We start from the raw sequence: 23,952 nt of genomic DNA, 5'->3' as shown, positions 1-23,952 counted from the left end.
GGTACCTGCGGGCATCGAGTCAAACCAGGTGCAGCGCGGTCAACAGCATGTCGATCGCCTTGATGCCCACGAACGGCACCACGATCCCGCCCAGGCCGTAGATCAGCAGGTTGCGACGCAGCAACGCCGCCGCACTCGCCGCCTGTACACGCACACCGCGCAGCGCCAGCGGGATCAGCACCACGATGATCAGCGCGTTGAACACGATGGCCGAGAGGATCGCGCTCTGCGGGCTTTGCAGGTGCATCACGTTGAGCACACCCAGTTGCGGGTAGATCGAGGCGAACAGCGCCGGCAGGATCGCGAAGTACTTGGCCACGTCGTTGGCGATAGAGAACGTCGTCAGCGCACCGCGCGTCACCAGCAACTCCTTGCCGATCTGCACCACGTCCAGCAGCTTGGTCGGGTCGCTGTCGAGGTCGACCATGTTGGCCGCTTCACGGGCGGCTTGCGTGCCGTCGTTCATTGCCATGCCGACGTCAGCCTGGGCCAGCGCCGGGGCGTCGTTGGCGCCGTCGCCGCACATCGCAACCAGGCGACCATCGTTCTGTTCGTGACGAATGCGCGCGAGTTTTTTCTCTGGGGTGGCTTCGGCGAGCACGTCATCCACACCGGCTTCAGCGGCAATTGCAGCAGCGGTCAGCGGGTTGTCGCCGGTCACCATCACGGTGCGGATCCCCAGCTTGCGCAGCTCGGCAAACCGTTCGCGGATGCCGGGCTTGACCACGTCCTTGAGGTGAATCGCGCCGAGCAACTTGCCGTCGGCACACACCAGCAATGGAGTGCCGCCGCTCTGGGCGATCTTGTCGATTTCCCGCGACAGCGCCGGTTGCAGGTCGCGGCGTTGCAGGCCAATGAACGCCAACAGCGAATCCACGGCGCCCTTACGGAACACACGGCCCTGGTAGTCGACGCCGGACAGGCGGGTTTCCGCGCTGAACGGTACCGAGGTCAGCTCATCCGTCGACGGCTCGGCTTGCGGGTGCTGGCCGCGCAGGTATTCGACGATTGACTTACCTTCGGCCGTGTCGTCCGCCAGGGATGCCAGCAGCGCGCCCTCGGCCAGTTCCTTGCCGCTGACACCCGGCGCGGCGATCACGTTGGTGCAACGACGGTTACCGAAAGTGATGGTGCCGGTCTTGTCCAGCAACAGCACGTGCACGTCCCCCGCCGCCTCCACCGCGCGACCGGATTTGGCGATCACGTTCAGACGCACCAGGCGGTCCATGCCGGCAATACCGATGGCCGACAACAGGCCGCCGATGGTGGTCGGGATCAGCGTGACCAGCAGCGCCACCAGGAACACCAGCGGCAGGTTGCCATTGGCGAAGTGGGCGAACGGCTGCAGGGTCACCACCACCAGCAGGAAGATCAGCGTCAGGCCGATCAGCAGGATGTCCAGCGCGATTTCGTTGGGGGTTTTCTGGCGTTTGGCGCCTTCCACCAGGGCGATCATGCGGTCCAGGGTCGACTCGCCCGGGTTGGCGGTGATGCGAATCATCAACCAGTCCGAGACCAGGCGGGTGTTGCCGGTGACGGCCGAGCGGTCGCCGCCGGATTCACGGATAACCGGGGCCGATTCACCGGTGATGGCCGCTTCGTTGACCGCGGCAATCCCTTCGATGACTTCGCCGTCACCCGGGATCATTTCCCCGGCGACCACGCGTACCACATCACCTTTGCGCAGGCTGGTGGCCGGCACGACCTTGAAGCTGCCGTCGGCTTCCTTGCGGCGGGCGCTGAGGCCCTCGCTGCCGGCCTTGAGGCTGTCGGCGCGGGCCTTGCCGCGGCCTTCAGCCAAGGCTTCGGCGAAGTTGGCAAACAGCACGGTGAACCACAGCCACACGGCGATTTGCACGGAGACGTAGGTCGGTACGGCCACCTCCGGCACAAAGCACAGGATGGTGGTGAGGATCGCGGTCAGTTCGACCACCAGCATCACCGGCGAGCGTTGCAGCTGGCGCGGGTCCAGCTTGACGAACGCCTGGACCAGCGCCGGGCGCCACAGGGCCGACATTGCGGTCTTGGCCGGCTCCTGGGTTTTCACGGGAGCCGCGTTTTTTGCAGGCATATTCATTTTCATATCCCCTTAGAAGCCCATGCTCAGATGTTCAGCGATAGGCCCAAGTGCCAGCGTCGGCAGGAAGGTCAGGCCGCCCACCAGCAAAATGGTCACGGTCAACAGGGTCACGAACAGCGGGCCGTGGGTCGGGAAGCTGTTCTGGCCAATCGGTGCGGTCTTCTTCATCGCCAGGCTGCCGGCCAGGGCCAGTACCGGGAGGATGTAACCGAAGCGACCAAGCAACATCGACAGGCTCAACATCAGGTTGTGGAACGCGGTGTTGGCACTGAAGCCGCCGAACGCCGAACCGTTGTTGGCACTGGCCGAGGTGTAGGCGTACAGCAACTGGCTGAAACCGTGGGGGCCAGGGTTACTGATGGCACCGGCCGGGCCAGGCAGGCTGGCGGCGATGGCACCGAGTACCAGGGTGCCGACCGGCATCACCAGCAAGGTCACGACCAGCAACTGCACTTCCTTGGCCTGGAGTTTCTTGCCGAGGTATTCCGGTGTACGGCCAATCATCAAACCGGCGAGGAACACCGCAATCAACACGTTGAGCAACATGCCGTACATGCCGGCGCCGACGCCGCCGAAGATCACTTCGCCGACCATCATGTTGACCAGCGACACCATCCCGCTCAGGGGGTTGAGGCTGTCTTGCATACCGTTGACCGAACCGTTGGACGCGGCGGTGGTCGCCACCGACCACAACACGGTGCCAGTGGTGCCGAAGCGCGCTTCTTTACCTTCCTGCGGCGCGGCCTGTTCAACCGCCGGGTTGTTCAGCGCCGGGTTGGGTTGGTACTCGGCCCACATCGCGGTAGCACCGCCGATGATGAACAGGGCCAGCATGCAACCGAGGATCGCCCGGCTCTGACGCAGGTCTTTCACGTAGTGGCCAAAGGTGAACACCAGCGCCACCGGAATCAGGATGATCGCGCCCAGCTCAAACAGGTTGGCCCAGGCAGTCGGGTCTTCGAACGGATGCGCCGAGTTGACGCCGAAGAAGCCACCACCGTTGGTTCCCAACTGCTTGATCGCAATCTGGCTGGCGGCCGGACCCAGTGGAATCACCTGGTCAACGCCTTGCAGGGTCACTGCGTTAACGTAGTGAGCGAAGGTTTGCGGCACGCCCTGCCACACCAGGAACAACGCAAACACCAGGCACAACGGCAACAGGCCGTAGAGCGTGGCGCGAGTCATGTCGACCCAGAAGTTGCCCAAAGTCTTGGTGGATTTGCGACCGATCCCACGGCACAACGCGACCAGTACGGCGAGGCCGGTGGCGGCACTGACGAAGTTCTGCACGGTGAGGCCGACCATCTGACTGAGGTAGCTCAGGGACGCTTCACCGCTGTAGTTCTGCCAGTTGGTGTTGGTCATGAAACTGATGGCGGTGTTGAACGCCAGGGTCCATTCCTGACCCGGCAATTTCTGCGGGTTCAGCGGCAGGTATTCCTGGAACAGCAGGATCGCGAACAGCAGCACGAAACCGGCAAGGTTGAACGCCAGCAACGCCAGCGCGTATTTCTGCCAGCTCTGTTCCTGGTCCGCATCGACACCCGAAAGGCGATAGCACACGCGCTCGACCGGGCCGAACACCGGCGTGAGCCAGGTTCGCTGCCCTTCCATTACCTTGTAGTAGAACCGCCCCAGGGCCGGTGCCGGAATCAGCACCAAGGCAAAGAAGGCGATGATCAGCCAATAGTCATAACTGTGCATAGCCTGCTCCTAGTTCCGATCCGCGCGTAACAGCGCAACCAGCAGATAAATGAACAGCGCCACAGCCAACAGCAGTGACACCCCGTCCAGAACGCTCATGGAAGTTTCTCCGTCGTGCGGCGACTGCCGCGTGTAGGAGGATTGTCCGCAGGAGTGGCGTAAAGGAACGAGAGCGACGGTATGGGTGGGGCGTAAAGACGGCGTAAAGAGTGGGTTTATGCGGGGTTTACGGGGGGTATGCACTTCAAATGTGGGAGCCGGGCTTGCCCGCGATAGCGTCAGACCAGACACCAACGCCCTCATCTGGTGCAGCGCTTGAAATGATTCAAACGCCAAACCGTTCCCTTGGCGACAGTTCGGCGCCTTTACGACACCGCATTGGCTAATGGCATGTCCGCTGCAATGCCCTGAAACATTCCAAACCGTTCAGGGAGAGCTACACGATGAACACACAACTCAAACCCACCTTGGGCACTCTGCATTTGTGGGGCATCGCAGTCGGGCTGGTGATTTCCGGAGAGTATTTCGGCTGGAGCTATGGCTGGGGCGTGGCGGGAACATTGGGCTTCCTGGTGACCTCGTTGATGGTCGCCGCCATGTACACCTGCTTTATATTCAGTTTCACCGAGCTGACCACCGCGATTCCTCATGCTGGGGGCCCGTTTGCCTACAGCCGCCGGGCGTTCGGCGAGAAAGGTGGCTTGATTGCCGGGCTGGCGACGCTGATCGAGTTCGTCTTCGCCCCGCCCGCGATCGCCCTGGCCATCGGCGCATACCTGAACGTGCAGTTTCCGGCCCTCGATCCGAAACATGCGGCCGTCGGCGCCTACATTGTGTTCATGGGCCTGAACATCCTCGGGGTGAAGCTCGCCGCCACCTTTGAATTGGTGGTCTGCGTGCTCGCCGTGGCCGAGTTGCTGGTGTTCATGGGCGTGGTCGCTCCCGCCTTCAGCTTCAGCAACTTCGCCCTCAACGGCTGGGCCGGCTCCGACACCTTCGGCGCACCGGCAATCGCCGGAATGTTCGCGGCCATACCCTTTGCCATCTGGTTCTTCCTCGCCATCGAAGGCGCCGCCATGGCGGCCGAAGAGGCGAAAGATCCCAAGCGCACTATTCCAAAGGCCTACATCAGCGGCATCCTCACCCTGGTGATTCTGGCCATGGGCGTGATGTTCTTTGCCGGTGGCGTGGGTGACTGGCGCACCCTGTCGAACATCAACGACCCGCTGCCCCAGGCGATGAAAACCGTGGTCGGCGACAGCTCGGGCTGGCTGCACATGCTGGTGTGGATCGGCCTGTTCGGCCTGGTGGCCAGCTTCCACGGGATCATCCTGGGTTACTCCCGCCAATTCTTCGCCCTGGCGCGCGCGGGCTACCTGCCCTCCTTCCTCGCCAAACTGTCGCGCTTCCAGACGCCGCACCGGGCAATCATCGCCGGCGGCATCGTCGGCATCGCCGCCATCTACAGCGACGGGCTGATCAACCTGGGCGGCATGACCCTGACCGCCGCGATGATCACCATGGCGGTGTTCGGTGCCATCGTCATGTACATCATGAGCATGCTCAGCCTGTTCAAACTGCGCAAGACCGAGCCACTGCTGGAGCGGACCTTCCGCGCCCCGGGCTATCCAATCGTGCCGGGGATTGCGCTGGTACTGGCCGTGGTCTGCCTGGTGGCCATGGCGTGGTTCAACGCGCTGATCGGGCTGATCTTCCTGGGCTTCATGGTGGTGGGTTTTGTGTACTTCCAACTGACCGCGCAAGACCGCGCGGATGCACCGGCGGACGCTATGTTGACCGGGCTGTAAGGCTACCGGGGCAGAACGGGCCTACAATGAACTACTAAGAAAGCCCGTTACTCAAAGCAGTCATTACCGTGGGAAATTTCCCCACGGTTTGCTGCCTCAAGGAGAGCCCTATGCCGTGGTATGCCTGGTTGATTTTAGTGGTCGCGATCGGTTCGATCGTCGGTGGTTTGTTGATGCTGCGAGACAGCGCCAACAAGGTTGAATTGACTGATGAACAACGTAAGCGCGTGGCAGAACGCAATGCCCAAGCGGACGCCAAGGATGCGCAGGATCGCTGAGACTGAAGCGGCTCCATTGTTGAGCCGCACAATTTTGTAAACACCCGCGTATGCCCAGCGAAGCTTGGTTAATATGGCCTGATGTTTCGGAGGCCTTCCCATGCGCTATTCACAAGACCACAAAGCCCAAACCCACCGGCGCATCATCAAGGAGGCCTCGGTACGCTTTCGCCGTGACGGCATTGGCGCTACCGGTTTGCAGCCATTGATGAAAGCGTTGAACCTGACGCATGGCGGGTTTTATGCGCACTTCAAGTCCAAGGATGAGTTGGTAGAAAAGGCGTTGCAGGCGGCGGCTGCAGAGCTGGATGCGCATTGCGAAATGCTGTTTAGCCAGGAACGGCCGTTGGAGGCGTTCATCGACAGCTATCTGTCTGAATGGCACCAGACCTCGCCGGATCAAGGCTGCCCGCTGACGACGATGTCATCGGAGATGGGGTTGCGCGGGCAGAACAGCCGTACCACCGATGAAGTCCTCAATGCTCGACTCAAGCAGGTTGAAACGGCGCTTGGCAACCCGAATGCCGAGGAGCAGAGCCTGGTGCTGATGTCGACTCTGGTGGGGGCGTTGGTGCTGGCGAGAAGTGTGGAGAGTGCCGAGTTGGCGGCACGGATTCTTGATGTGGTGCGGGGGAGCTTGAAGGCAGAGGTTGTTGAGCAAAAGAAAGCCGGTCGATGACCGGCCTCCTCGCCTGTTTTTCAGGTTCTTATTTCACCTCAAGCCTGTCGCGGTTCTTTTCCAGGAGCGCCTTGCCGATACCCTTTACTTCCAGTAACTCATCTATCGCCGTGAAGGGGCCGTTGGTTTCACGGTACGCGATGATTGCCTTGGCTTTGGCGGCGCCGATGCCGAATAGATCACGGCGCAGAGTTTCGGCGTCGGCGGAGTTGAGGCTGACTTTGGTGGTTTGGTCGACCTTGGTCATTTGGGCGGCGATGGGGGTCGGGGTTTCGGGTTTGGTGGTGGGTGCGGCCGTTGTGGCTAGCGAGAGGCTGGCGAGGAAGGCGAAGATGAGGGAGGAGAAATACGCTTTATGCATTGGTGACGCTCCATGACATCGATAAGGGAAAAGCAGCTTTTCCGAAGCTGCTTTTCAAACTTAGGCGATGTTTGGGGAGAGTCAAAAATGGGTGAGTTACAGGGTGTGAGCTCAGGGCTCAAGACGACGCTGCTGGTAGATCCAGTCGACGATTTCACCGTCCGGGGAATAGCCGCTGACCGTTTCGCGCAGCAACTGACGCACACGCGTGTAGTCATCCTGTTCCACGGCGCTGAGCAGCTCCGTTAATCGGCCCTTCAACACCTCCCAGGGCAAGTAGTCTTCATTGGCACTCATAATCATCGGGTGCGGCGTCGTGACTACGTTGTCGCCGATCAACAGTTCCTCATAAAGTTTTTCGCCGGGACGCAGCCCCGTAAACTCAATGGAGATGTCACCTTGAAGATTTTTATCAGAGCGAATACTCAAGCCGGAAAGGTGCACCATCTTCTCGGCCAGCTCGACGATTTTCACCGGCTCGCCCATATCCAGAACAAATACGTCACCGCCCAGCCCCATGGAGCCCGCCTGGATAACCAATTGAGCGGCTTCAGGGATGCTCATGAAATACCGGGTAATCTTGGGGTGCGTAACCGTCAGCGGGCCACCGGATTTGATTTGCTTGTGGAACAACGGGATCACTGATCCTGATGAGCCCAGCACATTGCCGAACCGCACCATGGTAAAGCGGGTCTTGTTCACACGGGAAACATTCGAAGTCTCACCGAATAGCACCGGAGCAATTTCACTGCTGAGCGCCTGCAGTGTCATTTCTGCAAGACGCTTGGTGCTTCCCATTACATTGGTGGGACGCACCGCCTTATCAGTAGAAATAAGCACGAAGTTCGCCACATTGGCGCGTAAAGAGGCTTGCGCGGCGCTCAGTGTGCCCATCACATTATTCAGCACGCCTTCAGCAATATTATGCTCGACCATCGGTACATGCTTGTAAGCCGCCGCATGGTAGACCGTGTTCACGCGCCAGGTTTTCATGACGTCAAAGAGCTTTTCCTGATTGCGCACAGAACCCAGGATTGGCAATAACTTAACTGAAAGCGACTCACGCACGATTCGCTGCTCAAGCTCTTGCAGGATGCTGTAGAGATTGAACTCGCTATGCTCATACAACAGCAGTGTCGTGGGTTGCAGCGTGAGAATCTGCCGGCAAAGCTCAGACCCGATTGAACCGCCCGCCCCGGTTATAAGAACCGACTGCTCCTTGATGCAATGTTCAAGCAGCTCGTCCTGAGGAGGGACAGAGTCACGGCCCAACAAGTCAGCAATATCAACTTCCTGGATATCATCGACTTTCACTCGCCCGCTGGCCAAATCCATAAAACCGGGCACGCTTTGCACATGGAGTGCGAACCCCTCCAGGAAGGTCAATATCTCCCGGCGGCGCCCACGATTGGCAGACGGAATGGCGAGAAGAATCTGCTGGGCACCGGTGACGTCAACCATCTGCTGGATATGCTTTGGCTTATAGACATGCAAGCCTGAAATCACACGATCGGCAATGCTGCTGTCATCATCAATAAAGGCGACAGGACGCAACAGCCTCCCCATGCGCAATGCAGCAACCAATTGATTACCGGCTGCCCCCGCACCATAGATGGCCACCTTCGGCAGTCCATCATCTCGATTGGTAAAAGGAACATGTTGCGCAGCCGCGAACCAATCTCCCAGGAAATACTGGCGCATCGCGAGGCGTAGCCCCCCGATCATGACCATGCTCAACCACCAGTAATTGAAGATGACCGAGCGTGGAACAAACAACTGATGGTTGCCGCTCCAGTAAACAACCAGCGCGAGAATCAACGATGACAGGCTGACGGCCTTGATAATTGCGATCAGCGCATCGTTTCCAAAATAGCGCATGACTGCACGGTACATACCAAACCGTACAAACAGCGGAATAGCGATGACCGTGGCGCTCAGGAATAGCCATAGGTATTCAGTGAAAGGATTGATCAGCTCATCAATCCCCAAACGAACGACAAAGGCCATCCAAAGGGCAAACCAGACAAGAAAAACGTCGGTCACTACCTGGAAGGCACGTTTCTGCCGCCGCGTTAAACCCAGTAATAAGGTTCTCAACTTATCCATAACGCCTTGAAACACCTCTGTTACTCCTAAAGTACATCCGCCACCACCATGGATGATTCCAAGGGACTTCATACCATGATGATGGAAAATTCCATTTGACTGGCCCGCAGCTCAAATCCTTCTGCGTTGCAAACAAAGACGGGCATTCCTGACTGTCTAACTGATTACTCTTCGGTAGCCAACTGCATAACGGTCTTGAGCACCGAGCATGTCTTGTCGATCTCATGCTGCGTCAACGTCGGGTGCACGAGAAACATTACACTTGTCTCGCCGAGCTCCCGTGCTACCGGCAACCGGCTCGCCGGACGCCAGCCAGTATTGTCAAACGCCTTCTCCAGATAGACCTCGGAGCAGGAACCGGAAAATACCGGAACGTCTCGTGCCGAAATCTCCGCCAGAATACGATCACGATCCCATCCGGCCTTGAGAGCCTGAGGCTCGACAAACACGTAGCACTTATACGCCGCGTGAACACTGCCCTCAGGCATGATTGGCACACGCAAGCCTTTGAGTTGGCTGGCGCACTCCCATATCTGCCCGGCATTCGCCAGCCGGCTGGCCTGCCAATCGGTCATGCGCTTGAGCTGAATCCGACCGATGACGGCCTGAACCTCGAGCATTCTCCAGTTCGTACCGAAGCTTTCATGCAACCAGCGAAAACCAGGAGGATGGTTACGTTCGTAGACAGCTTCCCAGCTTTTGCCATGATCCTTGAACGACCACATGTCCGACCACAACTTACGATCGTTGGTTGTGACCATTCCGCCCTCGCCACCTGTGGTCATGATCTTGTCCTGACAAAAGGACCAGGCAGAGATATGGCCAATTGACCCCACCGGGCGCCCCTTGTAACGGGCGCCATGGGCCTGGGCACAATCTTCGATCACTTTAAGGTCGAATTCCTCGGCCAGGGCCATGATCGGATCCATATCGCAAGGCCAGCCAGCCAAATGCACACAGATTACGGCCCGGGTGCGAGGAGTCAGTACAGCGCGGATAGTCTGCGCGTTGAAGTTTTGCGAATCGCGATCCACATCGGCAAAAACCGGAACAGCCCCGGCATTCACAATGCTCGAGACGGAAGCAAGAAACGTGCGTGAGGTGACAATCACTTCATCGCCAGCACCGATACCCAACGCCTTCAAGGCAAGGTCCAGGGCAACCGTTCCGTTGGCCAGGCCGATGGCGTATTCGGTGCCCGCCCATGCAGCGAACTCCTTCTCAAACTCACGCCCCTGTGTACCAGTCCAGTAGTTGACCTTATTGGACAGAATCACATCACGTACGGCGTCAGCTTCCTCTTCAGTAAAAGAAGGCCAAGGAGAAAATGGTGAATTCAACACAACCAGTACCCGTCAGTTTTCATTCGAAAATATGAAAGACTCGTCACTACGAGCCCCGTTGCAATTCGCTCAATCCGCTGTTCGCGAGGCGCCTATATTTCAAGAACCGTCCAGGCAAGGCGGCTCATGGCTTGGAACCTGTGAACTTAGGCGCGGTAGCTTCGCCTTCGGCACTGATACCGTCACGCACCAGAACTTTCTTGATTGTCAGGAAAATCACCTTCATATCCAGCCAAAAAGACTGATTGTCGACGTACCAGGTATCCAGCTTGAACTTTTCTTCCCATTCAATTGCGTTCCGACCGTTGATCTGCGCCCAACCGCTGACGCCAGGGCGAACCTCATGACGACGATATTGCTCGACGCTGTAGAGAGGCAAGTATTCCATCAGTAACGGTCGTGGACCTACCAGGCTCATATCGCCCTTGACCACATTCCACAATTCAGGCAATTCATCCAGGCTACTGGAGCGCAGAAAGCTGCCAAAGGCTGTCATGCGCTGGGAGTCCGGTAAAGGCTCACCATTTGCATCATGAGCATCTCGCATCGTACGGAACTTGATCATTTCGAAAGGCTTGCCGTTCCGACCTGGTCGTACCTGGCGAAACAAGACGGGAGAGCCCAACTTCTTGCGAATGTTCCAGGCAATAATTGCTATGACCGGCGAAAGCAGAATTAGTCCAAGCAACGACGCAAATAAATCAAATCCACGCTTGATCATCTAACACCACCCTCCAGCCAATCTACAAACCGGTCAGCCAATTTACGCCGGTCAAACTCTCTGACCGCCAATTCTCTGCCTCGTGCGCCCTTCGCCCGCAGCTCGTCACGGTCATCTGCCGCCTGTATCAAAGCATCTGCGAAAAGCGCAGCATCATCTGCAGGTACGACAAAACCGCAGTTCTCGGTGGAAATCATCTCGGCGAGCCAGCCCGGGTAGTTATTTAAAACAGGCAACCCTGACGCGATATAGTCGAAAAACTTGTTAGGCGACGTTCCGTAGTAAAAGGCCGGTACGTTTGCCAATATCTGCAGCCCCAGGTCCGCGCTGGCCATCAAACCGGACAACCGGGCCTTGTTCACCGGGGCATGAAATATCACATTGTCCAGCTGTTCTTCCGCTGCACGCTTCTGAAGCGCGGGCTTGAGCTTGCCCTGCCCGATCAAAACCAGCCGGATATCATCGCGCTTTCGCAGTTTAAGCTCTCGAGCCGCATCGAGCACCGCGTCCAGCTTGTTGGCCACTCCATGAGTACCCGCGAAGACCGCTACCAGATGGCTTTTATCCACTCCTGCCGGCAACCATGGCTCAGCAGGCGTGTTGAAAATATCAAGGTCACAACCGTTTGGGATCATTTCGATTCGGTCACGCGCCACACCGCGGTGCGCAATGCCATCCACAATACCTGGCGACAACCCGATGAGTCGGTGAGCCGAGCGATAACTCGCCCACTCAAGAAAAGACATGGCGGCAAGGATCAATGGATTACGAATGACGCCCATCGCTTTCGGCAGTTCGGGCCAGAGATCCCGGACCTCAAATACAAACGGCTTATTACGAAACCACCGGGCGAATATCCCGGGGATACCGGCTGTCAATGGCGTGGTGGTCGCGAAAACCAGATCGTAGCGCTCGGTTAGCGCAATCCCGATACTGCGCACTGCAAACTTTAAAAAGCTGAGCGCTCGAACGAACAGGCCATCGCTGTTGGAGTACGCCAGGTCAAATTCGATGATCTCGATACCGTCGACGGTACCTTTGCGTTTTCCACCAACGAAAGGGCTCTCCAGCCCCGTTTCGCCGCCACCATAGCTGCCACAGACCATGGTTACCTGGTGCCCTCTCGCAACCAGACGACGGGCCATCTCATAGGACCGGATTCCGATTGTTCCTTTCGGAGTAGAAAAATGCTGATGAAAATAAAGGACTTTCATGTCTACCAGTGATACTCCGTAGTCAAAACGCCCGCCGAAGTCACCTCAACCTCAAGCACCGGCACTTCAGTTTTTTGTAAGTAGTAACGAGACTCCCAACCCTGGACGAGCGCTCGTCGCACGATAGGCATGCTGCCTGCAACCGACAATCGATGGGAGCCGTTGGTCAGGACGTCGCCCTCAAGCCGCCAGTCCCCCGGCTGCAAACGCCAGCGTAGAACTGCACGATCCTTGAATCCGCTAAATTCATCCCTGACCAGCATGCCGGTGTCGCTCAGGCTCACATGCCGCTTATGACGGACGCCGTTACCGTCGATATACGTGGCGCCGCAGGCGCTTGTTCCAGCCTGCTCAACCAGGCTTTCGACCTGGCGCGTACGCAACCACTCCCCGAACAGAAACCGGCTGAGCCTCGGCATCTGGTCTCGCCCATCGAGTTGAAGGGTGTTGTGACTGGCGGTACCCGGAAAATAACTCAGCCACTGGGCAGAGGTGTTGTAGCTGAAGGTACCTGCATCCCGGAGCAGGTTAATGCCTGCACGCCATAGATCCACATGCAGGGCATCGGCCTGGCTGGGGCGAAACCGGAAGCGCGGGTAGCGCAATACAGCGAAGGTTTGTTCACGCCGCAACAATGCATAACCACCCTGATCAAACAGCTGGCTACCTGGACGCTCCGCTACCGCCGATGGGCCGGGCAGCAGCAGCCATTGCAGTGGCAAATCCCATTCACCTGCCGCCTCATAGGCTCTCTTTCCGGCAAACAACGCCATGGACAACTGGACCGAAGGCCTGAAGTCGCGATAGTCCGTATCCGTCAGTGGCAGCAGCCGGGCACCATCATTTGCGCCAATGTTCGGAGCATCTCCAGTGTGCTCGTCGACCAACGAAAATAACCAATGCGCGGCTGTGCGAGCCCTGAGTTGGAAAGTGGCGGAGAACGCCGGGAGCCCCAGCTTGTTTCTCCAGATTTCAACCATGGAAAATGTGTCGAGCATCACCCGATGATAATTGACGGAGTACTGGCTGAAACTGCCATCTTGCTCGATCAGCCGAGCGGCCCGGTTTTCGAGCCATTTGCGCCCCAATCGCTGCCAGCGTTCGCCCTCGGGGCAACCGCTTGAGGTCAACCAACTGCCGCCGACAAAAAGTGCAGCCGCCTCGGAAGTCCCGTGGTTATTGTCCTGAGCCATCGCATAGCTCAGCGTCGGCTCGATACGCTTGAGGTGCAGTCGGACCAGATCCACAAGCCCCGGCAACGGGTTGGCAAACTGTTCGACAATGACCGAACTCATCGCCAGGTGCAGGACACGAATGGACGCCTCCTGACCGCACTTCCAGTTCGGACCGCAATAGGGAGGATTGTTGACACACCAATCCGTCAACCAACCGTTTAACTGCGCCGTCCCTGAAGCCCCGCTAACACAGGACTTCTGGGCAAAGACCAATGTCCAGTCAAATCGCGAAGCTTCCCAGATATTCTTGATATCACCGACAGCGGCATCAAAATCAGGAATCCGCCACCATTCCCGGCCGGGATCAGGCACTCGAACTCCATTCAGCGGATTCAAATGCCAGTCAGGGGGCGCGTCCGATACCGGGCATTCCCAGAACCCGAAATACCGGACCTGGGAATCCCATTGGGACGCACATGGCAACGAGCCGGCCTGCCTCGCACTTTCCGCAAAAAACGGGCCTTGAGGAATTTCAGCCCGAAGGCGTCGGACCGGGTTCAAGCCAGTCTTGACCCCGAGCCGATACGTCAATGCACGCGCCAGATTGCCAAAACCGAGAGCTATCGCAGTTTTGGCTTTAACAAGAAGAAGGCTCATTGCTCGCGCAGAATCCGGGCAACTTCAATGCTCACGCGCGCCACTTCGAAAATCTCATCGGAAGTGATCGGCGTGACCGCCCCGTTTTGCACCGCTGCCAGGAAAGCTGCAGCGCACTCGCTTTGCCCCTTGTTCTGTTTCCAGAGATTCAGCTTGCTGAAGCCCGGCCAGCCGAAACCCTTCAACTTGCGGAAGTTATCCAGTTGCAGGACGCGTCCGGCAGCGAAAACTTCAACTCGCTCTTTTGGAAAGCTTGAAGCGCCATTGGCCAGATAGAGGATGGTGCCGAAAGAGCCATCCTCAAACCCCAGGGTGATCGCCGCTTTATCTTCCGTAATGGCAACAGCAGGCGTATCGCCCATTCTGCGGGCCTGGATCGAAACAATTTTGCTGCCCGCGAGAAAACGCATCAGGTCGATGAAATGACACGCTTCGCCAATAATGCGCCCACCGCCGACTGACGGGTCCTGGGTCCAGTGATTTGCGGGAATCGCTCCGGCATTCATCGTCATGATGAAAGACTTGGGCTCTTTTACAGCCGAGAGCAACGCCTTCATCTTTTGCACCTGCGGCGAAAAGCGTCGATTGAACCCCACCATCAAATGTGGCTTGAGCCCTTGTTCGACAGCCTTTCGATAGGCCTCTTCAACCTTTGCCAGATCCTGGGCTTCAATTGCCAATGGCTTTTCGACGAACACATGTTTACCCGCCTCCAGCGCTTGCGCGACAAAACGGGCATGGCTGTCGTGCCGGGTGACAATTGCAACAGTGTTGATCGTGCTCTCGCCAAGCATCGCACTGATATCAGTCGAGGCTTGTGCAAATCCGGCCTTGCTGCCGTGTATTACACCGTTGATGCCACCGGCAGTCACAATCGTATGGAACTGAGCCCCTGCGGCCTTGAATGCCGGTATCAGCATTCTTGATGCATAGTTTCCTGCACCGATGAAGCCCACCACGGGTTTGACCGGGTCGAAACTGGCTACCGCACCAGGTGCCAGCACCACTTCCTTGATGTTTCGCTCGGTCTCTTCCGAGGTGTACTGAAGAATGATGCCCAGCGCCGAATTATCCGTCGTAAGCGTCTGATAGGCATCCGCGGCGTCTTCGAATGCAACCCGATGGGAGATCAACGAGTTGACCTCCAATTGGCCGCTGGCGAGCATGTCCAGGACGGCTTCGAAGTTGCGCTGCTCAGTCCAGCGAACGAAACCTATCGGGAAGTCGTTGCCTTGATCTTCGTAACTCGGATCGTAGCGCCCGGGCCCGTAAGAACATGAAACCTGGAATGTCAGTTCCTTCTCATAGAAGTCGGCTCGACTCAACTCAAGCCCGGTTACCCCTACCAGAACAATGCGCCCACGCTTACGGCACATGTGTGCCGCCTGGGTGACCGGGTCGGACGACTTGGTCGACGCCGTAATGATGACGCCATCCACCCCTCTTCCGCGGCTGAATGTCATTCCCGCCGAAACAACATCTTCGCCCTTGCCGGGGTTGCAGGTTTCGGCGCCATAACTGCGAGCCAATGCCAGCTTTTGCTCATCGAAGTCAACGGCAAGTACCCGGCAGCCTTGAGCCCGCAGGAGCTGGACCGTCATCAGTCCGATCAGGCCTACGCCGGTGACTACAAAGGTTTCCCCCAATGTCGGCTGAGCCAGACGAATGCCCTGCAAGCCGATGCTGGCAAGCACGGTAAACGAAGCGGCTTCGTCGCTGACCGAGTCCGGAATCAAGGCACACAGATTCTTGGGAATAACAACGATATCGGCATGAGGACCATTGGAAACCACACGGTCGCCCGGCTTGAACCCGGACACATCATTGCCCACGGCCCCCACAACACCCACGTTGCAGTATCCAAGCGGCAACGGCTGCGCAAGCTTCGAGCGTACGGCTTCCACCGTTGTCGCCAAGCCATCGGTCTGAACCTTTTGCAGAACCATGCGGACCTTGTCAGGTTGCTGGCGAGCTTTTTCCAACCAGTTGGCACGGCCAAACCCTACCAGCATGCGTTCCGTGCCGGCAGAAATCAGCGTATTGGTTGTATGGATCTTTAGCGTGCCACTACGAACGGCGGGAGCGGGTGCATTAACCAATGACGTCTCACCGCTAGCCATGTTCTGAACAACCTGCTTCATGCATTCACACCAATAAAGTTAAAAATTCACTCATCACTGAGAAACTTGTATAGAGCTATGTATCCTACCATCGGATAAGGCCGTGGCGTCGCCGCCCACTCAACCGTCGAGGGCGAAATCGCCGTCCAGATACTGTTTGCACCAGAGTTCCATGCAAACGATGCCAAACAACGTATAAGCAGCGTCTATCCGGCCTGAACGATCTGCTTCGACCAGATGCGCCACCGCTTTGGGATCGAATATCCCCCTTTTCAGCAGGGATGCAGGAGAAAGCACCTCATCGACCAAAGGCTTCAGGCGTCCTTGCAACCAGTTGCGAAGCGGTACACCGAAGCCCGTCTTGGGCCGGTAGATGACGTCGTGAGGCAGATAGGGTTCCATGGCCTTCTTGAAAATCCATTTCCCTTCCCGGCCTTTTTGCTTGATATCCGATGGCAATGAGCCAGCCAGGCGGACCAGGTCAAGATCCAGCAGCGGCACACGCACTTCAACGCCCGTCGCCATACCCATCTTGTCGGTGTAGTTGAGATTGTGATCGGTGAGAAAATGCTTGCACTCCAGGGTGAGCATTTTATCAAGGGGCGTGGCATCCGAAGGCAGCCGCGAAAGTGTTTCTCGCATCGGCGCAAACAGATCATCGGCCGCCAGCTGGCGTCGCAAGTCTGGCGCCAACAGGCCATACGCCTGTTCAGGTTCAAGCCAGAGGAAATAACTGATCAAGCGATCATCAGCAGGCAAGTCCGCATAGCGAAAAGCCTTCCCGAGACGACGAGACAGCGGAGAGGATGCAGGAAGCAGGTTTGAACTGCTGGCCAAAACCGAACGCAGCGGTCGAGGCATTCCGCCCCACCAACGCTCTTGCGCCAACGCGAAATGACGACGATAGCCCGTGAAAATATCATCTCCCCCGGCACCCGACAGCAGAACCTTGATGCCGTTCTGGCTTGCCAGTTCCGAGATGAACAACGCATTCAGCGCCGCCGGATCCGGCGTAGGTTCATCGAGCAGATAAACCATTTCAGGCAGACGATCCATCATCTCATCGCCGACGCCTACGACATGCAGGTCGACATCCAGATGCTTGGCAACGCGCTGTGCGTACGGAAGGTCATCGGCGAACCCCTCGTTCGCAGTGGAGCCGTTGTCTACACGGATACTGAAGCACTGCAACCGCCCCTTATCGCGCATTTCCTGCGCTGCAAACGCGACGATGGCACTGGAGTCCAAGCCGCCTGACAAGAATGAACCCAAGGGTACGTCAGACACCAACTGACGCTGGACGGCAGTCCTGACGGCATCGGCGACATCAACAGCGACATCAGCAACCGTTTTCGTCAGGGGTTTCTCGGAAATCGGCAGTTCGTAGTAAAACCAGCTCTTCTCGATATGCCCATTACGGACGCATAACGCTTGGCCAGGTAAAACCTTTTTGATATCCCGCACGATCGTCCGATCACCCGGCGACCAGAGAAAACCAAGATGCGCGAGTACGGCTTGCGGGTCGATTTCAGTTTTACTGAAGCCGCCTCGGATCAAGCCCTTCATTTCACTTGAAAATGCAAAACAACCATCACTGGAATGGATATAGAGGGGTTTGACGCCCATCTGATCTCGAGCCACCCAAAGCGTTTCAGTGTCGCGTTCCCAGAATACGACCGCGAAAATCCCGTTCAAGCGGTTTAAACACTCAATCCCATAACGACAGAACAGTGCGAGCAATACTTCGGAGTCGGACTGGCTGGAAAAATGATCACCCGCCGCTTCGAGATGAGCCCTTAACTCCCGAAAGTTATAGATTTCACCGTTAAACACCATGACCACTCGCCCATCGGCAGAGACCATGGGTTGGTGACCGGCGGAAGTGGTATCGAGAATGGAAAGGCGCACCTGGCCCAACCATACACCAACGTCGGTATCGGCCCAGACGCCTTGATCATCAGGCCCACGACGTCGAATAAACGAAAGCGCTGAAGAGAAGTCAATAGATTCCCGCGTTCCGTTGTGAATGTAGCCCAAAATTCCGCACATATCAGTTTCTCTAGATTGGGTTATTGACTGGCTCTTCGCGCTTTGAGCTCAAGAATAAAAAAGGAAGCGATATAGACGCCATGAGAAGAACGACCGAAGCCAGTTCCCCACGAAAAAAATGAAGCATGGATGCGACTGCCAATGCATAGATACCCAATGCTCTATCACTTTTAGGGTTATAGACGACTGCGCCATAAAGCCGCCCACCTATAAGCCCGATAAAAAATCCGCCGAACAATACGCCTAAGGTGCCAAAATTCATATAAATCTCGCCAAATATGCCCGGCGGCAATGTCGTTCCTTCCGTGAGCCATTTATCTGGCCAAAAAGCACTTGTAAATACGCCGGCAGTGGTGAGCGGCTTGTCAGGAAAAAGCCCCGAAGGTAACAAGATCAATACGACCATCAGCAGCATTGAACCGTTTTGCCACTCTAGCTTCTGTGGCATCGCGTCTATGAGCACGGTCATTGTTTGCAACTGCATCAAATTACCCGTGAACTGTATCGCTAAAAAATGAACAAACGATAAAAAGACACCTTGATTTTCGTCGACAAAATAAAACTTACCTGTTGCGAGATACTCTTGCTTAAACAAGTGGTAAGCCATCAGAGAAACAAACATTACTGCGCCGAGCACAGCACCTTTTACGAGGTTGACACGCTTGACACGATAGTGCCGGACTATAATCAACGACAATATGATAATGAAGATTGTTGACTTCTGCCCTTGAAGCGCACAAATAAATAACCCGCCCAAAAAGTACAGCCAGAAACAAAAACGCTCGGCACGTGATTTTTTTCCACTACGCGTCAAACGTATGAACCAGGCAAGCGAGACAGAAAGCATCAGGTTTTCCAGAAGAAACAGGCCGTTTAACCCTGCAAACGCCCTTATCCGATCACTGGCGCCCTGAAGCAAACCGGATATCCCCCCCAGAATAAAAAGAATAGTTAAAAATCCTAGCAACGCCACCAAGGTAAATATAACTGCCCTTTGAAAAAAAATCCTTGAGCTTACGATGTTGCGAGTTCTACCGGGAAAACTAAGATAAGTTTTTCGCCCCAGCCAGCACCCCATCAAAACGAAAATCAACGTCCCGGCATACAGTAAAACTGCATAACCTATAGAGCTGTCCTTATCGAAAAAAGGATACTCCCAATATTGAGTAAACCCGTCAAACCCCATGATAAAGGGATACAGAGGGACGATGACACCTGCGAACCATATAACCAGAAAGAAAAAACCAAAACTAAAACAATCGAAAACCCCTTTCCCTGGTTTGGGTAACAAGCCCTCTTGCTCTGTATATTTATTTTCCAACGTTTTCACCTCTTGGATCATAATTCAGCGAGGCGGGCTCTCACCGCAACCAGGAGAAGTACTGAGGATAACGCAGCACCAACGAAATATCCCAGAACTCCAGACCAAGCACCCAAAATGGGGATACCTACGTATAGAATCAAAAAAACAAACAAGCCTTCGACGATATTGGTTTTGAGGCTCAAACCAAAAATACGCAACGCGACCAGTAGCGTACCGCTCGTAAGTGCAACGGCCTTCAAGGGCAGGGTCAATGCCAGCACAATTACATAGATCGCGGTCTGCTTATAAGCACCACCAACAAACAACGCCCACACTGTAGAGACTGAAATTAGCAACAGTGCAACCGTAGACGAAATCTTCAACATGCTTTTGGAAAGTGCGTGATACCTGTCGCGGAGCTCACTTTTATTATTGATTACTTCTACCAAGTCCGGCAACGCCCTTTGCGCAATTATTGCCAACGGAAGTAAACCAAGTATGAGACTCAATATGGCAATACCAAAAAATCCAATTTCATCAGCTTTTACATGATAGGCGGTCAACATCAAAACAGGCAAACTGTCCACTAACAAACGAACAAATAGACCTGCATTGTTAATCGCCCCGGACTTGGCGCTAGCCACCAATGCGCTGCGATTCACACAACGAAAATCCAACGCCAGCACAATATGAGCTCGTAGCTTCCACCATATCGCAGCAAGACAGGAAAACTCTCCAATGTAACGAGCGACCATCCACCCTTTGATGCCAAACAGTTTCGTCAATACAACATGCATAATAACGCCAATGGACGTAACCAGCATCAGCACGAAATAGATTTCGCGCATTGCCTTCGCACCTTGGGCAAATCCCGTAGTCACACGAAGCAGATTAGTTAGCAGGACCAGGCCACAGGCATTAAAAACATATGAACTGATCACTGAAGTGAATAAAAACTCATGCGCTATATATACCCCTGAGATCACTACACCTGAAGCCATCGCAACTAACAAAAAAACCTGGCGAAGCACTTCACTTTGGTGAAAAACACCATTGCTCGCCGCGGTGTCGCGGATAGCGATACTCTGCATGCCCAAACTGCCCGCAAGTACCACCAGTGCGATAATTGTTTCCAGCGAGCGCACCGTACCGACCACTGAAGGATCAACCCAAGGCGTGATTAAAAACTGACTTATTATTACGCCACCCTGAATACAGGCCGTAATAACAATAAGCTGCAAAAGCTTTGAGTTCTCAAACATGCCGATCAGACGATTCAACACACGGTACCGCCATCAACCTTTATAAATATTCTCAACGACGCTCTCATTTATTTCACCGGTGATAAGGAATCCAGAACACTCTTAAGCGCCACACGACGGGCCGCGATGGAATAATTCGAGGAAATCCACTGATGCCTGGCTTTGGCGTCTTCAGCACAAACCGGTGTCGCCACAACTGCCGCCATGGCCGCTGCAATTTCCTCCTGGCTATCTGGCTGAACCCAGTAAGCGAAGTCGCCTGCGACTTCCGGCACCGCGCCCCGTGGCGAGGTGATTACCCGCGCGCCACACGCCAGCGCTTCGCCGATCGCATGTCCAAAACCTTCATAGAGTGTCGGTTGAACATAAGCCAGGCAATTCCTGTAATGATGCAATTTCTCCTCATCGGAAATCATCCCGACAAACTCCACCTTGTCTGCTACACCCAGGCGCTGCGCCAAATCTTTTAGTTCCTGCAGGTAATCGCCGTGCTTACCAGCAACGACAAGTCGAAGATGACTTGAATGAGACGAAACTTTTGCGAACGCTTCTATCGTCGGAATGAGTCCCTTACGAATGGCGTTTGTACGACTTGTCCAGGTCACTGTAAAAAAATAATCCGATTCGACCGCTGAAAGCTCGCCAGGAGAATAGTAATCCGTATCAATCGCCAGCGTCGCGTACACCGGGTTCCTAACCGGCAGGTTAGATGTAACCTCTTCACACTCAGAGCGTGAGATAAACAAGTTTCGATCGGCTAATAACAACGAGGTGCGCAGTACCGCCTTCTGCCATAACGGGCGATCCAGATAGCAAAGACCCGGAATTTCCTTCCGGCAGGTGGAGTAGTCAAAAGCGCCAGTTACGATCACCGGACGACGACGTAGCTTTCCGGCGAGCAACGGAAATGGTGAATGCCCCCACCACCAGCAAAAATAGAGATCGGCCTTCCAATCTAGAGTGCCCGGCGTCCCAGACAGAACGACTTCGTGTCCGAGCTCCTTGAGAATTCGAATATCAACCCGATAAAACTCAACTTTATCAAACATCTCGCGCCAATTAGCGTGAGCGGACATATTAGCAAAAAAACATATACGCACAGTGCACCAACCCGTTACTTGCCAACCGTATTAAACACGTGCCTTCTGCTGATACATTGACAGCAATGTATCGTGCAAACTAGGCACATTAATTTCACCTACCACATCAAAGAGCTTGGCCGGACTACCATAAAGCTCTTTAACTTCATCTTCCCTGACAAAGGCAGGATCAACTGTTATCGTTGGCCGATAACCTGCAATCTGTTCCATTTCATCAATCACGCTCAGTAAGGAAATGCTGCGCCCCGAGCAGATATTTATAAACTCACCACGTTGATTGGACGTCAACAGCCTTGAATAGGCCTCCACCACAAAACCGACATCAGACAAGTCGCGGGATACATCCAGATTGCCCAATCTGAGCTCCTTTTCTCCACGGGCAAATGCGCCCACGATTTTGGAGAAAACGAATGACTCCGACTGGCCGGGTCCAGTGTAATTGAATGGCCGTACCACCAATATAGGCATACGAGAAAACCACTTGCGGACAAGGGCCTCCATCGTCAGCTTGCTCAGTGCGTAATGATTAACGGGCTGCGGTTCACTGCTTTCTGAAATAGGCGATGAAATAGCGTTCCCGTAAATGTTTGCACTGCTCGCAATGATGATTTTTTCAACGACCACCTCAGCCTCCTTAATCGCATTAAGAAGGCTTTCTGTACCCAATACATTGACTCGGTAATATGACAAGGCATCGCTGCTGGTGACATGCGCCAGCGCGGCCAAGTGAATAACATGGGTGGGCTGAACCTGTTTTATCCAACCACTGAGTCGCGCCGTGTCATTCAGGTCCGCATCCAAGTGGTCAAACTCACAGGCCAGGCGCTCCCCACCAAGGCCGGCAACCCGCCAGCCGGCCTTGGTGAGGCTTTGCGCCAAATGCTTTCCAGTAAAACCCGAGAGCCCTGTAATCAGTACTGTCCGATCTTTACTTTGAAGTGCCATTGCGAACCCTTCTCAAGTCAGCTTCAACCATCAGCTGGCACAGTTGCTCCAGCGTCGTTTCTGGTTTCCAGCCTAACCGCTCTTTTGCAAACGAAGCGTCGCCAATCAACAACTCGACTTCCGCGGGTCGATAGAAGCGTGGGTTAACTTTTACCCGGGTGATGCCGGTACGACGGTCAACGCCGAATTCGTTCTCGCCACTTCCAGACCAATCGATATCAACCCCTACGGCCTTGAAGCTCATGGCAACAAAATCACGAACGGTTTCAGTACGGTTAGTAGCAAGCACAAATGTTTCCGGTGTGTCGATCTGCAACATCCGGTGCATGCCATCTACATACTCTTTAGCGAAACCCCAGTCTCGCTTGGCATCCATGTTTCCGAGTTCCAGCACTTGCTGCTCGCCCATTTCGATGCTGGCAACAGCATCGGTAATTTTACGAGTAACAAACTCTTTTCCTCGCAGCGGAGACTCATGATTGAACAGAATGCCGCTGGTGGCAAAAATATCATATGATTCGCGATAGTTGATGGTTGTCCAATGCGCAAACAACTTCGCAACACCATAAGGGCTGCGTGGGTAGAAAGGCGTGCTTTCAGATTGAGGAACAGCCTGTACCAGCCCAAACATTTCAGATGTCGAAGCTTGATAGAAACGAATCTTCGGATTTACTATTCGGATCGCTTCGAGCAAATTAAGCGCACCGACTCCGGTAATCTGCGCGGTAGTAATTGGCTGATCGAAGGAAACGCCTACGAAGCTTTGAGCCGCCAGGTTATAAACCTCGTCCGGGGCGCAATTCTGAATTAAACGAATAGTTCCGGAGAGATCAGTCAAATCAAATTCGACAAGATGAAGATCATCATGCCCAAAAACACCAAGTTCCTCTAATCGCCAGAAACTTACAGAACTTGTGCGGCGATAGGCGCCATAGACCTTATAACCCTTGGACAGCAGCAGTTCGACAAGGTAAGCCCCATCCTGACCTGTAACACCAGTAACCAGCGCATGCTTCTGCATCTGTACAACTCCTAAAAATTTAAGCC

At 55.2% G+C, this 23,952-nt stretch carries 19 protein-coding genes; 3 read left to right on the top strand and 16 right to left on the bottom strand.

Annotated elements, in window-relative coordinates; translation table 11 throughout:
• Positions 1–19: 19 nt before the first annotated feature.
• Genes kdpB through kdpF form a run of 3 tightly spaced genes read right to left on the bottom strand, consistent with a single transcriptional unit; the run spans position 20 to position 3,883 of the window.
• On the bottom strand, positions 20–2,077 hold the full coding sequence (kdpB, locus tag C0058_RS09335) for a potassium-transporting ATPase subunit KdpB (protein WP_003218752.1): 2,058 nt from the start codon (positions 2,075–2,077) through the stop codon (positions 20–22).
• A 12-nt stretch (positions 2,078–2,089) separates the two neighbouring features.
• Positions 2,090–3,784, bottom strand: a complete 1,695-nt coding sequence (gene kdpA / locus C0058_RS09330) for a potassium-transporting ATPase subunit KdpA (RefSeq protein WP_102368431.1) — start codon at positions 3,782–3,784, stop codon at positions 2,090–2,092.
• 9 nt (positions 3,785–3,793) lie between these two features.
• Positions 3,794–3,883 (bottom strand): K(+)-transporting ATPase subunit F, encoded by a 90-nt coding sequence (kdpF, locus tag C0058_RS09325; RefSeq protein WP_003218754.1) that lies wholly within the window; start codon positions 3,881–3,883, stop codon positions 3,794–3,796.
• Between the two features lie 344 nt (positions 3,884–4,227).
• Between kdpF and eat the strand changes: the two genes are divergently transcribed.
• From eat to C0058_RS09310, 3 genes are all read left to right on the top strand, one after another.
• Positions 4,228–5,592 (top strand): ethanolamine permease, encoded by a 1,365-nt coding sequence (gene eat, locus C0058_RS09320; protein WP_003218757.1) that lies wholly within the window; start codon positions 4,228–4,230, stop codon positions 5,590–5,592.
• Between the two features lie 110 nt (positions 5,593–5,702).
• Positions 5,703–5,870: a DUF2897 family protein gene (locus C0058_RS09315; protein WP_008437727.1), complete on the top strand. Its 168-nt coding sequence runs from the start codon at positions 5,703–5,705 to the stop codon at positions 5,868–5,870.
• 100 nt (positions 5,871–5,970) lie between these two features.
• A complete protein-coding gene (locus C0058_RS09310; RefSeq protein ID WP_102368430.1) occupies positions 5,971–6,549 on the top strand; it encodes a TetR/AcrR family transcriptional regulator in 579 nt (192 codons plus the stop codon).
• Positions 6,550–6,577: 28 nt separating this feature from the next.
• Here C0058_RS09310 and C0058_RS09305 read toward each other — a convergent pair whose 3' ends face one another.
• The 13 genes from C0058_RS09305 to gmd form a co-directional block, all read right to left on the bottom strand.
• Positions 6,578–6,910, bottom strand: a complete 333-nt coding sequence (locus C0058_RS09305; protein ID WP_102368429.1) for a helix-hairpin-helix domain-containing protein — start codon at positions 6,908–6,910, stop codon at positions 6,578–6,580.
• A 111-nt stretch (positions 6,911–7,021) separates the two neighbouring features.
• On the bottom strand, positions 7,022–9,016 hold the full coding sequence (locus tag C0058_RS09300) for a nucleoside-diphosphate sugar epimerase/dehydratase (RefSeq protein WP_008437723.1): 1,995 nt from the start codon (positions 9,014–9,016) through the stop codon (positions 7,022–7,024).
• A 164-nt stretch (positions 9,017–9,180) separates the two neighbouring features.
• Entirely contained in the window at positions 9,181–10,359 is a 1,179-nt protein-coding gene (locus C0058_RS09295; RefSeq protein WP_102368428.1) for a DegT/DnrJ/EryC1/StrS aminotransferase family protein, read from the bottom strand.
• Positions 10,360–10,483: 124 nt separating this feature from the next.
• Positions 10,484–11,080 (bottom strand): sugar transferase, encoded by a 597-nt coding sequence (locus C0058_RS09290; RefSeq protein WP_032899673.1) that lies wholly within the window; start codon positions 11,078–11,080, stop codon positions 10,484–10,486.
• Entirely contained in the window at positions 11,077–12,294 is a 1,218-nt protein-coding gene (locus tag C0058_RS09285; protein ID WP_087693685.1) for a glycosyltransferase family 4 protein, read from the bottom strand. Before C0058_RS09285 ends, C0058_RS09290 begins: the two co-directional genes overlap by 4 nt.
• A gap of 2 nt (positions 12,295–12,296) precedes the next feature.
• Positions 12,297–14,126: a heparinase II/III-family protein gene (locus C0058_RS09280; RefSeq protein ID WP_102368427.1), complete on the bottom strand. Its 1,830-nt coding sequence runs from the start codon at positions 14,124–14,126 to the stop codon at positions 12,297–12,299.
• Positions 14,123–16,267 (bottom strand): bi-domain-containing oxidoreductase, encoded by a 2,145-nt coding sequence (locus tag C0058_RS09275; protein WP_087693683.1) that lies wholly within the window; start codon positions 16,265–16,267, stop codon positions 14,123–14,125. Before C0058_RS09275 ends, C0058_RS09280 begins: the two co-directional genes overlap by 4 nt.
• 99 nt (positions 16,268–16,366) lie before the next feature.
• Positions 16,367–18,295 carry an asparagine synthase (glutamine-hydrolyzing) gene (gene asnB, locus C0058_RS09270; protein WP_102368426.1) on the bottom strand — a complete coding sequence of 643 codons (1,929 nt, stop codon included), beginning with the start codon at positions 18,293–18,295 and terminating at the stop codon, positions 16,367–16,369.
• A gap of 10 nt (positions 18,296–18,305) precedes the next feature.
• Positions 18,306–19,625 (bottom strand): oligosaccharide repeat unit polymerase, encoded by a 1,320-nt coding sequence (locus tag C0058_RS09265; RefSeq protein WP_238544258.1) that lies wholly within the window; start codon positions 19,623–19,625, stop codon positions 18,306–18,308.
• An 8-nt stretch (positions 19,626–19,633) separates the two neighbouring features.
• Positions 19,634–20,881, bottom strand: coding sequence for a lipopolysaccharide biosynthesis protein (locus C0058_RS09260; RefSeq protein ID WP_008437701.1), 1,248 nt, complete (start codon positions 20,879–20,881; stop codon positions 19,634–19,636).
• Between the two features lie 47 nt (positions 20,882–20,928).
• Entirely contained in the window at positions 20,929–21,909 is a 981-nt protein-coding gene (locus C0058_RS33005; RefSeq protein ID WP_238544257.1) for a glycosyltransferase, read from the bottom strand.
• Positions 21,910–21,990: 81 nt separating this feature from the next.
• The gene (locus tag C0058_RS09250) at positions 21,991–22,905 is read right to left on the bottom strand and encodes a GDP-mannose 4,6-dehydratase (protein ID WP_008437699.1); all 915 of its coding nucleotides are present in this window, start codon (positions 22,903–22,905) and stop codon (positions 21,991–21,993) included.
• Positions 22,889–23,926 carry a GDP-mannose 4,6-dehydratase gene (gene gmd / locus C0058_RS09245; RefSeq protein ID WP_008437698.1) on the bottom strand — a complete coding sequence of 346 codons (1,038 nt, stop codon included), beginning with the start codon at positions 23,924–23,926 and terminating at the stop codon, positions 22,889–22,891. Before gmd ends, C0058_RS09250 begins: the two co-directional genes overlap by 17 nt.
• Positions 23,927–23,952: the final 26 nt, after the last annotated feature.

It is taken from the genome of Pseudomonas sp. NC02 (assembly GCF_002874965.1).
Taxonomy (GTDB): domain Bacteria; phylum Pseudomonadota; class Gammaproteobacteria; order Pseudomonadales; family Pseudomonadaceae; genus Aquipseudomonas.
This window is presented reverse-complemented; position numbering and strand designations above follow the sequence as displayed.